The sequence below is a fragment of the Pediococcus argentinicus genome (assembly GCF_001437605.1).
Classification (GTDB): Bacteria; Bacillota; Bacilli; order Lactobacillales; family Lactobacillaceae; genus Pediococcus; species Pediococcus argentinicus.
On the sequence record NZ_JQCQ01000038.1, the window covers coordinates 1 to 13645 of the forward strand.

Annotated in this window: 17 protein-coding genes and 1 pseudogene; 3 read left to right on the top strand and 15 right to left on the bottom strand. The window is 36.8% G+C overall.

The features are described 5' to 3' along the window. The 3 genes and pseudogenes from IV88_RS09585 to IV88_RS07830 all read right to left on the bottom strand — a co-directional run. On the bottom strand, positions 1 to 558 hold a 558-nt coding region (locus IV88_RS09585; RefSeq protein ID WP_420806207.1), incomplete at its 3' end, for an MBG domain-containing protein. A gap of 2304 nt (positions 559 to 2862) precedes the next feature. Next, positions 2863 to 3006 (bottom strand): annotated as a pseudogene (locus tag IV88_RS09590) (KxYKxGKxW signal peptide domain-containing protein); the annotation flags it as partial. A 186-nt stretch (positions 3007 to 3192) separates the two neighbouring features. Continuing rightward, positions 3193 to 4569, bottom strand: coding sequence for a DHA2 family efflux MFS transporter permease subunit (locus IV88_RS07830; RefSeq protein ID WP_057800349.1), 1377 nt, complete (start codon positions 4567 to 4569; stop codon positions 3193 to 3195). A gap of 112 nt (positions 4570 to 4681) precedes the next feature. On the opposite strand from IV88_RS07830, the gene IV88_RS07835 reads away from it, so the two are divergent. After that, on the top strand, positions 4682 to 5287 hold the full coding sequence (locus IV88_RS07835) for a TetR/AcrR family transcriptional regulator (RefSeq protein WP_057800350.1): 606 nt from the start codon (positions 4682 to 4684) through the stop codon (positions 5285 to 5287). A 56-nt stretch (positions 5288 to 5343) separates the two neighbouring features. Here the strand turns inward: IV88_RS07835 and IV88_RS07840 are convergent, their stop codons facing one another. The 4 genes from IV88_RS07840 to IV88_RS09270 all read right to left on the bottom strand — a co-directional run bounded on the left by IV88_RS07840 (position 5344) and on the right by IV88_RS09270 (position 6869). Beyond that, a complete protein-coding gene (locus IV88_RS07840) occupies positions 5344 to 5577 on the bottom strand; it encodes a DUF2922 domain-containing protein (protein ID WP_057800351.1) in 234 nt (77 codons plus the stop codon). A gap of 58 nt (positions 5578 to 5635) precedes the next feature. Next, positions 5636 to 5845 (bottom strand): hypothetical protein, encoded by a 210-nt coding sequence (locus IV88_RS07845; RefSeq protein WP_057800352.1) that lies wholly within the window; start codon positions 5843 to 5845, stop codon positions 5636 to 5638. Between the two features lie 94 nt (positions 5846 to 5939). Continuing rightward, positions 5940 to 6494, bottom strand: a complete 555-nt coding sequence (locus IV88_RS07850; RefSeq protein WP_057800353.1) for a sigma-70 family RNA polymerase sigma factor — start codon at positions 6492 to 6494, stop codon at positions 5940 to 5942. Positions 6495 to 6716: 222 nt separating this feature from the next. After that, entirely contained in the window at positions 6717 to 6869 is a 153-nt protein-coding gene (locus IV88_RS09270; protein ID WP_157059332.1) for a hypothetical protein, read from the bottom strand. Between the two features lie 206 nt (positions 6870 to 7075). Here IV88_RS09270 and IV88_RS07855 point away from each other — a divergent pair, with 206 nt between their 5' ends. Further along, a complete protein-coding gene (locus tag IV88_RS07855) occupies positions 7076 to 7318 on the top strand; it encodes a hypothetical protein (protein WP_057800354.1) in 243 nt (80 codons plus the stop codon). A 41-nt stretch (positions 7319 to 7359) separates the two neighbouring features. Here IV88_RS07855 and IV88_RS07860 read toward each other — a convergent pair whose 3' ends face one another. The 5 genes from IV88_RS07860 to IV88_RS07880 form a co-directional block, all read right to left on the bottom strand. Then, positions 7360 to 8220: a nucleotidyl transferase AbiEii/AbiGii toxin family protein gene (locus tag IV88_RS07860; protein WP_057800355.1), complete on the bottom strand. Its 861-nt coding sequence runs from the start codon at positions 8218 to 8220 to the stop codon at positions 7360 to 7362. Further along, on the bottom strand, positions 8217 to 8804 hold the full coding sequence (locus IV88_RS07865; RefSeq protein ID WP_057800356.1) for a type IV toxin-antitoxin system AbiEi family antitoxin domain-containing protein: 588 nt from the start codon (positions 8802 to 8804) through the stop codon (positions 8217 to 8219). Before IV88_RS07865 ends, IV88_RS07860 begins: the two co-directional genes overlap by 4 nt. A gap of 105 nt (positions 8805 to 8909) precedes the next feature. After that, positions 8910 to 10763 carry a heavy metal translocating P-type ATPase gene (locus IV88_RS07870; RefSeq protein WP_057800357.1) on the bottom strand — a complete coding sequence of 618 codons (1854 nt, stop codon included), beginning with the start codon at positions 10761 to 10763 and terminating at the stop codon, positions 8910 to 8912. After that, on the bottom strand, positions 10764 to 11303 hold the full coding sequence (locus tag IV88_RS07875) for a ferritin family protein (protein WP_057800358.1): 540 nt from the start codon (positions 11301 to 11303) through the stop codon (positions 10764 to 10766). Continuing rightward, entirely contained in the window at positions 11303 to 11530 is a 228-nt protein-coding gene (locus tag IV88_RS07880) for a heavy-metal-associated domain-containing protein (protein WP_057800359.1), read from the bottom strand. Before IV88_RS07880 ends, IV88_RS07875 begins: the two co-directional genes overlap by 1 nt. Positions 11531 to 11665: 135 nt before the next feature. On the opposite strand from IV88_RS07880, the gene IV88_RS07885 reads away from it, so the two are divergent. Next, a complete protein-coding gene (locus tag IV88_RS07885) occupies positions 11666 to 12328 on the top strand; it encodes a Crp/Fnr family transcriptional regulator (protein ID WP_057800361.1) in 663 nt (220 codons plus the stop codon). A gap of 107 nt (positions 12329 to 12435) precedes the next feature. Here the strand turns inward: IV88_RS07885 and IV88_RS09275 are convergent, their stop codons facing one another. The 3 genes from IV88_RS09275 to IV88_RS07895 form a co-directional block, all read right to left on the bottom strand. Then, on the bottom strand, positions 12436 to 12600 hold the full coding sequence (locus IV88_RS09275; RefSeq protein WP_157059333.1) for a hypothetical protein: 165 nt from the start codon (positions 12598 to 12600) through the stop codon (positions 12436 to 12438). A gap of 120 nt (positions 12601 to 12720) precedes the next feature. Then, positions 12721 to 13047, bottom strand: a complete 327-nt coding sequence (locus IV88_RS07890; protein ID WP_057800360.1) for a hypothetical protein — start codon at positions 13045 to 13047, stop codon at positions 12721 to 12723. 234 nt (positions 13048 to 13281) lie between these two features. Continuing rightward, the coding region (locus IV88_RS07895; protein ID WP_157059334.1) for an LPXTG cell wall anchor domain-containing protein at positions 13282 to 13645 on the bottom strand (364 nt) is incomplete at its 5' end.

Consider the following 13645-nt stretch of genomic DNA (forward strand, 5'->3'; position numbering starts at 1 on the left):
TGCCGTTAAGCTAACGACATACTTGTCCTTATCTTTTGGATCCTTATTAAACTGCAAATCCCCAGCTTTTAACGTATAGCTTTCTCCATTACTCAAAGTTACGGAATAGCTGCTCAAGACATCATCAATCTTGGTGGTCTTACCATCGTAGGTCTTCGAATCTGTTCCGCTTAAAGTATAGGTTGCTGGTGCTTTGTCTATGATAAACGTGCCTAAGTTAGTTGTATTTTTATTAGTATCGTAAATCCACTCATAATTTGTGGAATCAAGTGCTTTGATATGATCTAATCCAGCATCTGTTAGAACAACATGATATGTTCCGACATTTTTAACAGTGTCTTCAACTAACTTTAAGTCCCCATTTTGCAACGTATATGACTTTTTATTACTCAAATTAATTGTAAACTTTGTTGGATCGATATCATTGCTTGATCCATAAGTTATTGTTTGACTACCTGATAAATTAATTGTGGCATTAGTTTTATAAACATAACTAACAGTTAGCCCAGAAATCTGATTACCCGATTTAACAACTGGGAAGAATCCATTATCTAACATACTTAATCCACTGATAATATCCTCATTAGTAGGATTAGCATTACCCGTCATTTGAGATATCAGTTCTTTGATAGACATAGATTCTGAATCTCCAGCGGATTCAATAATAGTAATCATTGACTGATTGAAATCAATTGTTGAACCTGAAATATCCAATGGCATCGGATAAGTGACTGTGTCCCCATCCGTATATGTTTTTGAATAATCATCGTGCAAATCATTTCCGCTAGCATCATGATAGGTTACTTTAACAGGAAACTTTTTAATGAAATAAAAATTAACCGTTCCACTATCAGCTGGATAGGTTACTACTAATTGATTCACACCTTTTTGTAACTGGCCATCTAGATTTGAAGCACCATAAAAGTTATAGTAGTCAATTTTTTGTTGACCCGGGCCTTCAAGAGGACTTTGCGCTGGTGCGTTAATTGTTACGGAATCACCTGTAAAGCCTTTATATGGATCTGAACTACCTAGTAAATATAGTGACCCTCCGTTACTTAACGCTAAATCCTTATCAGTAGTATAGGTACCATTGTAAACATAATATGGATTACCATCCTTATCCACAGCATAGTAATTAGCAGTGACCTGTGAAGCCAATTGATCATAAACAACTTGAATTGTTTGTGCAGTGCTAGTTAGTGCTCCTGTTAATCCACCGTTATTTGTTTTAGCAAATTTATATCCATCAGGATCAGCTGGAAGACTGATTTGATATTGTTGGTTATTTCCAATAAATTGGCCACTTGTGTAGGTAGCCTCAGTTGGAAATGTGCTTGCCAAATTAGCCATTGGAATATACGTGATATTTCCACTGGCATCTTTCTTTTGATAAACGTACTGAACTGTTACTTTTCCTGCAGCGTTGTATGTTGGAACGGTGACTGTGTACGTGGTTCCCTTTAAGCTTCCATCAGGATTAAAATTACCTGCGGTAGTTAATCTGCTGTCATTAAATCCACCATCAGCATTATAAAAACCTCCGGGTGCTGGCAAGTAGGATAGACTTTTATCAGTCAGCGTACCAGAACTAATAGTCATCCCAGATTGATTATATTTCCAATTAGGGTCTTGAGGATTCTTTGAATCAGGGGCAATACCTAATGACCTTAGTGTATCTACTAGACCTACTCTGCTATAAGTATCCCCTGTATTTCCTGTAGTGGTAATCGTTTTGATTAAATTTCCCTTAGCATCAACAATTCGATACACATCGCTTAATGTTACCGTTTTGTATTGGGTTGTTCTGTTCATAATAGGACCAATTCCAATTGAAACTAAATTAGCATCTGGTGCATTAGGAATACCTACAATAGCAGATGTTTGGCTAGGATAGCTGCTTCCTTTATAATTACCAATTCCACCAAGTAAAACCGCATTTTGTGCAAAATCACTAGGGCCCGAAGCATTAACATTAAAAGAAGTAGGTACTCCAACAGCATCTTTAGGAGCCGTCCTTACATTTAGGTACAAACCGGTGTTCATTTTAATATACATTGCGCCATCATTTGGTCTGAAATAGTAAACATGCCGATTGTATGTTGACATGCCTAAATCGTAAACCGTCATGCTAGTAAAGTTACTCGTTTGATCTGGAGTATTTGCTGCCTTTACAAAAGTATCAGCATTTTCCTGCAATGTCTTCATATCAGCCGTCATACCCAAAGGCAAAATAGCATAAAGTCCATACATTTGACTAAGTTGTGGCTTATCGCTTACATAAACTCGCATTCTTAATACATATGGAGAATTGTAAAAGACATCATTACCATTGTTATCTACATAAAAATTAGAAAATCCTGGATTTTGAGTCAACGTTGGTGCAGTCGGAGCTGGTGTAGCATCCGCCGCTGTAGCCCTTGCAGCCATCATTTTAACTGGAGCTTTAACTGAGGCAGTTGGTTTAGCAACTGCTGGTGTATCTTCTTTTTTTACTGTTTCATTAGTATTTGGAGTATTGGCGGTGTTTTCTTGGTTCTTTGGTGCTGAATTGGTTTGTTCTGAATTATTTTTGGCATCAGAAACTACTGGGACTGGTTTGGGAGCCTCAGAATCTGGTGTTTTAGTATTTAAATTGGTGTCAGAAGCCTTGCTTTCGGTGCTTGTGGGTGCAGACTTAATAGCATCAGCTGATTCAGGTGTTTTTGAATCAGTTGATGAAACTGTTTCTGTTGCAGCACTATTCGCTGTTTCTTTTGGAGTTGAAGCAGTTGGTGCGTCAGTCTTTGCAGCTTCATTAGGTGAATTGTCCGCCTGAGTAGCTACTGCTTTTGCACTTTCATTTGTTTCAACCTGATCAGCATGTACACTTTGAATGCTAGCAAAAGTCCCAACGCTAACAACCGTAATGGCTGCAAATAACCATTGCTTGCCTTTCTTATACATCCGATAGTGTTGTTTTTCATCGTAAATATATTTTTTCAAAGTACTACCTCCTCGACACAAACTACCAATACAATACTTAGTCCTATTTCTATTATAATCGTAAACCTTTTACGCTGTTAATGTATGACTATTATCTATACTAATTTAGAATCTTTTATGAAATTCTAACATCCTGCACGTAAAAAAGTCTCTAAATGCGCTCTGACAGGCATTTGGAGACTTTCATTCTTAAGAAATCCTCAATAATTAATCAACTGTTTTAGGTAATAACATTGCTGGTAAAATCATTAACACAGTAATTGCCACGGCCCAACCAAAAGCGTGTTGGTAAGCAACGATATTTGCCGTTAAATAATGATGATTTTGTAAGTAGCTTGCGACGACGGTTGCGACCAATGCTGAACCAAAGGCACCACCCATATTTTGGAAAATACGAGCACCAATATTGGCTTGAGCAATCAATTCTTTCTTCATACCCACCAAGATAGAAGTCATCATTGGCATAATAACCCCACCAACTCCTAATCCACGGGCAAATAAAATCGCACTGATAAGCCACATGCTAGTTGATTTAGTCACAAACATTAGTGGAACTGTTCCTAGTAACGTTAATGAAAGTGAAATCAACACAACGTAACGCGTTCCCAACTGATTCATTAATTTCAATAAAATTGGTCGGATTAATAACATTCCCAGACCTTGTGGTAACATCCATAAACCAGTTGCCAAGATACTAAATCCTCGTCCTTGTTGAAAATATAATGGCAAAATCAACATTGGACCATTTGTGATAATTCCAGCCAGGATCAAGTTAAAGATTGTTGCAGAATACACTGGAGACTTAAATAATCCAAGTGGTAACACAGCTGTACCCTTCTTAAAGGCACCCCATGCTGCATAAACTAGCAAGAGCGCAATACCAACCAAACTGTAAATAATTGTATCTGAGTTATTAAAAGTTGCTTCACGTCCGGCACGTGAAATGCCATAAATCAAACTGGTAGATCCAGCTCCTAAAAGTAAAATCCCAAGCCAGTCAATTTTAGCTTTAACATTTGTTCCTGGCAAATCTGGAATTTTCCATAAAATCAAGCCTGAAACAATTAATACGATGGGAACATTAATCCAGAAGATCCAGTTCCAATTACCGTATTGCACAATCAAAGCACCAATAATCGGTCCAAAAATTGGTCCAACCATAATTGGCAACATAACAATCATCATTAAGTCATTCACCACTTTACGTGATCCCATACTCATTAGAATTGTCGTAACCAACGGAATAATTAACCCTGCTGAAAATCCTTGAACTACCCGAGCAAAAATCAAACTGTTCACATCTGTACTTAAGGCTGACCAAATTGATGCAGCTCCAAATACTAATTGAGCGCTTAAAAAGACATACTTTCCATTAAATCGTTGTGATAGCCAACCGGAAAATGGCACTGCCACACTGGTAGCCAACACGTAAGCTGTCAAAATCCATTGAACACTATTTAAAGAAGAACCTAAATCACGACTAATATCGTTAATTGCAATATTTGTCATTGTTGTATCGAGCATTGGAGCTAATAAACCAAACGCAAGTATTAAAGCTACTTGGCGCATCTTTTTCATTTCCATAATAATTGCCTCTTTCTTTTAAAGAACATTTTGTACTCTATGAGAATAAACCTTTTATTGAAAAAGTCAATAAGAAACTTTTTGTTTCTTAAAAAAGTGATAAAATAACAGCATGCAAAGAAAACGTGGAGAAAAACTAGAACAGGCCATTTTTGATGCTGCTCTCAAGCTTTTTGATGAACAAGGTATTGATGCAGTGACTTTTCAAAATGTTGCCGAACTTGCCCAGACCAGTCGCGGTGTTCTTTACCGCCGTTGGAAAACACCTGGGGAGCTTCTTTTTGATGCCGTTCATCATCACATTCACCAAAATTCTGGTATTCAAATCAACGAGGACTATCATGACTTTCCTGATACAGGTAGTTTAAAAAATGATCTGCAGGAACATGCTAAACGTGGCCAAAGGCTGTTAGATTCCATGAATAAATACTTTGTTAAATTCTCAATTTATCAAATCGTGAACAATAGCGACGTTGTAAGCTCTGACGCTACTAAAGAAATGGAAGAGAGTTCCTTACGTTTGGGAAATATCATTGCAAAGCGAGCTATAAAACGTGGAGAAATAAAACACATCCCGTCAAAAGAAGTGCTACTTCTTTTGGGTAACCTGCGTCGTTACTATACATTTGTCGTTCCAAACGATAAACCTGACATGAATAAAATTATCGATGATATTGTAGTACCAGCTTGGTTAGCAAATGGTAATAAGCCAGAATAGACAAAAAATCCCGCACCAGAAGTCATACGCTTCTGGTGCGGGATTTAATTTATTGATTATGCTTTGACAGCTTTATCATCAAAGATTGGTTCGCGAATTGTTTCAATATACTTTGCAGCTTGTGGCTTAGCATATAAAACTTCATCTTTTTTCACAAAAAGGTTGAGCCCTGCGAGTTCGTTCATTGCTTGGCGAACTTCAGCTTCTTTCAAAGATTCGCTGACATACTTAAACTTGATGTGTTGAACCTTACCTGTGCTACTCAAAAATTCCATATCTAATTGTTTCATGTTGGATTCCTCCTATAAATTAGTTGTTTGTGGTGGGCCACATTATTTTATTTTTAAATTAGTTACCTTGTGATACTTTTTGGGTTGTTGTAATGCTTGCTTCAACGAACTTGTCATTAGAGATTGTTTCTAAAACACGTGCCAACCCTGAGATTTGTTCAACGGAAACTTCTTCGGTAGTGTTCGCAAATCCGCGACGGATACCTTTCTCGTGTTCTGGTCCGACTAGCTTTACGTTAACTCCTGTTTTTGTCCAAACTTTAATCATGGTGGTGCCTCCTTCAAATTTTTAGTAAGCATCGCGACGTCTTACATTTACTAATAACGATTTAAAACGCTAAATGTAAACAACGAATTTAAAATTAATTTTGATGCATGATTCTCAAAGCTTTAATGCCGACCGTTTTACGCCAGCGATAAACGCATTGACGAGAGACTTGTTCCTTCTTGGCAATTTCACTCCCAGATAGTTGATCAATATAACAATCCTTCAAAAAGTGTCGTTCAGCATTTGAGCAAATCTCATATAATCGTTCAAAAAAGTAGTCACAAGTTACCTGTTCAACAACATCCATCTTTTGGGGTGATGGTAGTTCTAACAAATCATCCCCATCATCTTCATCGGAAATAGCCACTTTTTCCGTCCGCTTTATCTGGCTTCTGATCAAATCCAAGATATTCCAATACACCGCCTGATAGGCAAATACGTGAAACCTCATATCATTTTCGCGTGGATCATCTGGAAATCGAACATAAGCTTTCGCAAATGTAATACGTGCTTCCTGCAAAAAATCATCAAACTCAACCGAATGTGGTGCCACGTGTAATCTTTTCAACGCTCCAAATACAATTCGTTCGTGCTCGTCCTCTAATAAGTAATGTAGTCCTTCTGAAATAGTTCTTTTTTGGTTGTCCAATTCTTGAATCTCCTCATGTTATAAAGATCCAAGGGCCCTTGGTCAACTATTAACTTTATAGATTGAAAGACTTTAAAGTAACGGGCCGTTTTTTGCGTATGGTACGTCGTTTTTGAAGCTTTAATGGTAGTTTGTGGGATTTAATTTGGAATATTAAAAATCAGCACTGTTGAGCGCATAAAAAAGAGTTCAAGCTATCTCATTAAAGAATAGTTTGAACTCTTATTTCGCTGTTCGATTATTTTCTAATTCATCATACAGTGCAATAGTTGCTGCTAACTTTTCATCTTCATTTTTAACTCTTAGTAATAAGCTAGGGTCTTCTTTGGCCATGTCGTTAACAATACCATCAAACGCTTTAGTTTTATTGCTCATTTACATACCACTCCTCTGAGTATCATTCAGAAATCACTACAATCTTTTCGTCCACTTCTGTTCAAACTACACTGATTATACAAATATATTTTGAACGAAAGTCTTATTAGTACTTTAAAACAAATAATGTGAATTTAAATATCAAGCACGGGTGTATTATAGACCTTGAAAGACATCTAGAATAAAAAAGGCGAAGGTATATAATCATGGACGTTAAAATCAAAATAAACAAAGAAGATTATGCGGATGCAAAAAATTATATCGAGGCCAAATTTGGCATTGAATATGACGATTACATTAGATTAATCACAAAAGCAATGGCTCATAATCCACGTGATGAAACTCCCAATTCTGAAGTTCAAAAAATGATTGACGATATTACTAGTGGCAAAGTAAAAGGCCAAACAGTTAGAAATAAAAAAGATATATTTAATTCATTAGATTTATAACTTAATTCACAACAACCTCATCGTATTCAAATTTACAATAATTATTTATCAATACCACATTGCTCAATAACATCCAATGCAGCATCACATGTATCTTCAAATCTGATATTTTGAGCATACTCATTATTGCTCTGATATTTATTCCATAGTTTTTTTAAATCTAAAGACTGCTTAATTTGTAAAATTGTTTCTCCATATTGTCCTATTATACTGTCACTGTTTCTGACACTTGCAGTTGCAATAATAGCCTTCTTCAATAGACTAAAATCAATATTACGGGTCTCTAACTTATCAAACATGTAAACATCGTAGTAATCCTTTAACCTGGTATTTAATTCACGTCTTGTAACTATCGTTTCAAGTTTTTCCGCTAATATAGTTTCTAAATTATACGCTTGTACTACAACACTTTCATCAGTAAACAACATATGATGCGTATATGTTATCTGTTTAGGTGTAATAACATCACCAGTCGATACGTCAATCTTAGTTTGAACTTTACTGTTGAAAACAAGTGCCTTTATATGAATTCTAAATCCAGAATACTCGGCAGAGCTCCTAATGTCCTCAATTCGTTCAAGCTTTAAATAAACACTATCATCATACGTATTCATATCAATTATGAATTTGAATACGGATTCAATTTCATCTCTTGATACATCAATTCCTGTAACCGATGTGTCAATATCTCTCGTAGATCTTGTATCAACTCCGAGCAAAGAGGCAATTAGAAATCCGCCTTTTAAAACAAGGTTATCCCGATATTTTGATTTAGCTATTCTTTCAACTATTTCGTCCAACACAATTTCTTGCATTAGTATTTGTGGACTGATATGTTCATCCAAAGCTCGTTTCTTCACCTTTGCCTTAAACTGCTGACCGTTAACAAAATCTAGGTTCAAAGTAAAACCTCCATGTACGTACGTATTTTTTCTTTAACTTTCAAAATATCTGCATACTCGATTAGTCTTTGTAAATTTTTGTTATTCATTTTTACATATTCATTCATAGCCTGTTTAATTGTTTCAGCATCCGAACTTTTTGTTCTAACTAAATCACATAGTGTCCGTTCAATATTATACGTTTGTATCTTATGGCCACCCGGCGATTGAACTTCCTCAATACCTAAACTATATAATTTTTCGATTTGATGAGAAACTTGAATTGGATACTTTTCAATCAAAGCTGAATGATATCCTACAGGAAAATTCATTTGATAAAAACTCGGTGTTCGGTCAATCATTCCATGTAAAAATAATGCAGTATCTCTACTGTAAATCCCCTTTTTGAATCTATATTGAATCGTGTACATATCATCTTCAAAAATATTAGGATTAATATATACTCCGCGATCAATGCGTTCTAATTCTCCCTTTTGCACTAAATAGTTGAGTACTTGTAAGCTAATCCCTATACTTTTTGCCATTGCACCAGTTATTAAGCCGTTGTTTTCTTTTAAAAGTTCCATTACCATGTCAGTTTTCATAAAAATTCACTTCCATTCGTACTACATTATATCATTATTTGTAGTGTAAACGGAAGTAAAAAGAAATAAAAAAGCTGTCCTTATGTTAAAAACAGCTACTTAAATCTATAATTTAACCCGCAACAGCCTCATCGCATTTAAAATCACCACTAGAATACTTCCTTCGTGCACAAGCATCCCTAACGACATATCCACATAGTCTGTTAATAGTCCCAGTAGCAAAATCAACACGGTCGCAATCGCAATGACAATATTTTCAGTAGTGTTCCATACCGTTTTGCGTGCTAACTTTTTAGCTTTCAAAACGTTTTTAAAATCAGAATCAATCAAGACAACATCAGAAGTTTCAATAGCAGTATCTGTTCCACTGCCCATGGCAATGCCGACATCAGCTTGAGCTAATGAAGGGCCATCGTTGATACCGTCACCGACAAACAAAACGTGATGACCTTCAGACTGCAGTTGTTTTAGATAACTGGCTTTATCGGCCGGCAGCATGCCTGCTTGAATTTCAGTCACGCCAGCTTGTTGTCCAATTCTAGTGGCAGTTTCTAAATTGTCACCGGTCAACATTGTTAAGTGTTGGACACCCATTTTACGCAATTGACCTAATACATCTGCCACACCTGGTCGTAGTTGATCAACAATTCCAAACATTAGCATTAATTGATTTTCACGAGTCATCATAACCACCGACTCACCAGCCGTTTGAATTTCATGCAAATCTTTTTGTTGCTGGTCCGTCAGTTTAATCTGACTTTCTGCTATGACATTCGGACTGCCCAATTGAATTAAACTACCACCGACAGTCGTAGTTAACCCAACTCCATTTTTAGTAATGATATCAATAGCTTCATTTGGTATCTCAGTCTGTTGTTTAGCATATTCAACAATTGCTTTTCCCAATGGATGACTGGTTGCCATTTCCATTTGACCAGCTAATGCTAAATTAGATACATCATTTTGGTAATCGAAAAAATGACTGACAGTTGGTTTTCCTGTGGTGATTGTTCCGGTTTTATCAAATAAAATCGTATCGACTTTATTCAGCGAATCAATCACACTACCACCTTTTACGAGAATCTTGGACTGGGCTCCTCGACCGATTCCTGCAACATTTGAGACAGGAGCACCAATTACTAAAGCCCCAGGGCATCCAAGAACTAGAAACGTAATCGCTAATCGAAAATCACGTGTAAACGCGAAGATTAATAAGGCAATCGCCAAAACAGCTGGTGTGTAATATTGTGCAAAACGATCAATAAAACGCGCTACTGGAGCTTGATTATCTTGAGCATCTTCAATTAGTTCGATGATTTTACCAAAAGTGGTCTCTTCACCCACTTTGTCGGCCTCAACCGTGATGGGATCACCGTCATTAATGGTTCCCATAAATACTTGGTCACCAACTTTTTTGGTGACTGGTTGGGCCTCCCCCGTGATATATGCCTCATTCAAACTTGTTGAACCGGTTAAAATATGACCATCTACAGGCACTTGGTCACCAGTTCGAACTAATAAATGGTCTCCTTCATCAATCATATCAACATCAACCGTTTCCTGTGATTGATCATCATTAATCTGAATGGCTGTCTTTGGTGCCATTTCGGTTAGGGCTTTAATTGATTGATGAGTTCTCTGTAATGTTTTTTGTTCCAGGAATGAACCTAAAACAAAGAGAAAAGTTACTACGGCGGATTCCTCTAATTCCCCAATCGCTAGTGCACCCACAACCGCAATTGTAACTAGTAGTTCAATACTAATGACTTTAACTTGTAAGGCTGTAATGGCACGTAAAAGAATCGGGGTTCCAGCAATAACTGTGGCAGCTAAAAATGCAATATTCATTAGCAATGGTTGATGAGTGAACCGACCAATGTATCCAATCACTACCAGGGCCAATGTTAAATAGGTCAGCTCGGACCATTTCTTGGTGATTTTTAATAGCAGTTTTGCCATCTAATCATCCTCATCCTCTTCTTCAAAGCCAGTCAGTGCTTCATTTCCTAACCGTGCTTGGAAAAGTTCATTATAGTGGTTGTACATTGTTTGAACTTGCATTAAATATGCTGCTAAACCCAACTTCTCTTCCTTGTTTGCTAAAATAATGGCACGTCCAACAAACATCAGACTCGTTTGAATATCCTGCACAATCATTGCAATCATTTCATCAGCGCTATAGTACTTGTTCTGACCGGCTTCCTCAAGCATGGAATACTCTTGCCATTCACTAGTAGTAGAAGCTGGTTTTTCATTCCATTCCACTAACTGATGCCCGAGTTCAATAAATGTTTTATCGACATTTTTACGAAAATCATCGATCAATTCTCGATCTGCAATTACAGTTGCCCCTTTTAAATACCATTCAAACTGAGTTAATTTATTCGATTGAATCCGTAAATTAGAGACGATATGCCCCGTCATTGCTCCAGCTGTGGGAGTGTGATGGTCGATATCGTTTTGTTTAACTTCTGCTTGCCACTGTTCTTCAACTGTCATTATGCTTCCGCCTTTGTTTTCATATTTTTTACTTCGTAACCGATTCCTTGAACAACCTTAACTAAATCATCGCCACTAGTTTCATCATTAATCTGAGCTTTGATTTTGCTGGCATTGAACAATACCTTAACTGATTCAACACCATTATGGTTTTTTAATGCAGTTTCTATTTTTGTCATGCAACTTGGGCATGTAAGTGTATCTAACTCTAAAATTACTTTGGTCATAATTAACGTCCTCCTCTTGATTTACTTTTATTATCGAACCAATTTGACTTGAATAAATTGATCCACATCAAGAAAAAGAACTTTTATTTGTGGGATAATATGGATAAATAAAACGGAGGAATTAAAATGCCTGAGATTAGTTCACACCACTGTGTTCAGTTGGTCCCTATCTTTCAAAATTTAAATCAAGAGCAATCCGATGCAGTCGAACAAATCGTTCAGCACCGTCATTTTAAAGCGGGATCTTTTCTTTATCACGAAGGTGATTCGGTTAGTGACCTGTTAATCATAGCTAGTGGTCAAATTAAAGTTTCTCAATACTCAGCTGGTGGAAAAGAACAATTATTATATTTACTTCAGGCTGGCGATATCAACGGAGAAGCAGCGCTAGTTAGTCAAGAACACCATGAGTCTTCTGCACAAGCATTAACAGATGGAGCGGTTTGTTCTATTAGTAGAGTTGATTTTCAAAAGTTATTAACAGAAATGCCTAAACTTAGTTTGAATGTGTTAGATGTCCTTGGACGTCGTTTAACTAATTTGGAAAAACACACCACTACTTTTAGTACCGAATCGGTTGCCACACGTTTGGGTAGTTATTTAGTCGAAACTGCTTCAGCAATCGGCCATAATCCGTTTAAATTACCGCTCAAGAAAAAAGATCTCGCAGCGTTATTAGGAACAACACCCGAGACCATTAGTCGGATTTTAACAAAGTGGGAACAGGAACAATTGATTGAACGTTTGGATTCGAAAGATATTCGTTTGATGGATGAGGATGCTTTGTTGATGGTTTAACTTGAGTAATTACTAAAAAGTTCTAGAAAACCTTTGAATATAAATTCAAAGCTTCTAGAACTTTTTTAGTTGTCTTGAATTGTTAACATGACTTTCGGTGCAAATTTTTAATGTAATTCTCGACCAGTTGGTTTAATATCATTCCAGCCCCTCAAATCCTCCGGTGTTTTGTATGTACCATGCCAATTCTTAAATAGATCCTTCAATGTTTTAGGATTTGTTACTGTCACATCGTTGTCCTGCGTTATTGCTTTTTCATTCTTTGAGTTCATGGTATCAACAGCCTTTCTATTGCTTAAATTATCGTCAATTTACAAATCAACTACTTTTAGTTAGAAACCATAGTTACCTTGTAAATAAGAACGTAATAGAAACTACACGTAATTGTGATCCTACCCCCATGGCACAAAGAATGTAGAAAACTTGGTACGTTCTTTTGGAAGTTCAGACTTAATGGATTCAACCAGTATTTTTGAATCTTTATCTAAAACCAGTTTATTAGAACCAAATCCACCTTGTAACAGTGTTATTTTCTGTATAAATTCAGATCCTTTTTCAGTCAAAATAAAATCATTACTTTTAGGATTTTGAGCCGCGTTCAACAGTTCCTCTGTGCAATATAAAGCCTGTTCTTGTTCACTATTATCATCCATGTTAGTTAAATTACATATTAAATCAGACAAAAGCTCAATTAAATATTTATTGTCAACTTTAGCCATAAGATTATCCTCCGTAATAGCGTAAAAGAGAAACACTTTTCAATCACATTAAACATCGCAAACTCAGTAATGTCAACGAATAATCTAACATTTTCAAAACAGTGTCTTAAAGTCAAAAGGGACATACATTTGGACGCTTTTAACATAAAAAAGGCCACCTAAAGTAGCAAGGTGCTAATCTAGGTGGCTTTTATTTTTTGGAATATCAATGTAATTAAAATCAATATATTAAATTTAATTTTTCTTTTTCTTCAATGCACCAAGCAATCCAATTGCTCCAAGTAACTCACCAATTATCAACAATATCCCATCGTCTGAATCTTCCCCAGTTTGAGGAAGTTTTTTATTCAACTGCTTTGCCGGAGCCGTTGGCGGTGTCGTTGGCACCGTCGGCGGCGTTGTTGGTACCGTTGGTGGTGTCGTTGGCACTGTTGGCGGCGTTGTTGGCACCGTTGGCGGCGTTGTTGGCACCGTTGGAGGTGTTGTTGGCACTGTTGGCGGTGTTGTTGGTACCGTCGGTGGTGTCGTTGGCACCGTTGGCGGTGTTGTTGGTACCGTCGGTGGTGTTGGCGGCACTGTTGGCGGTGTTGTTGGTACC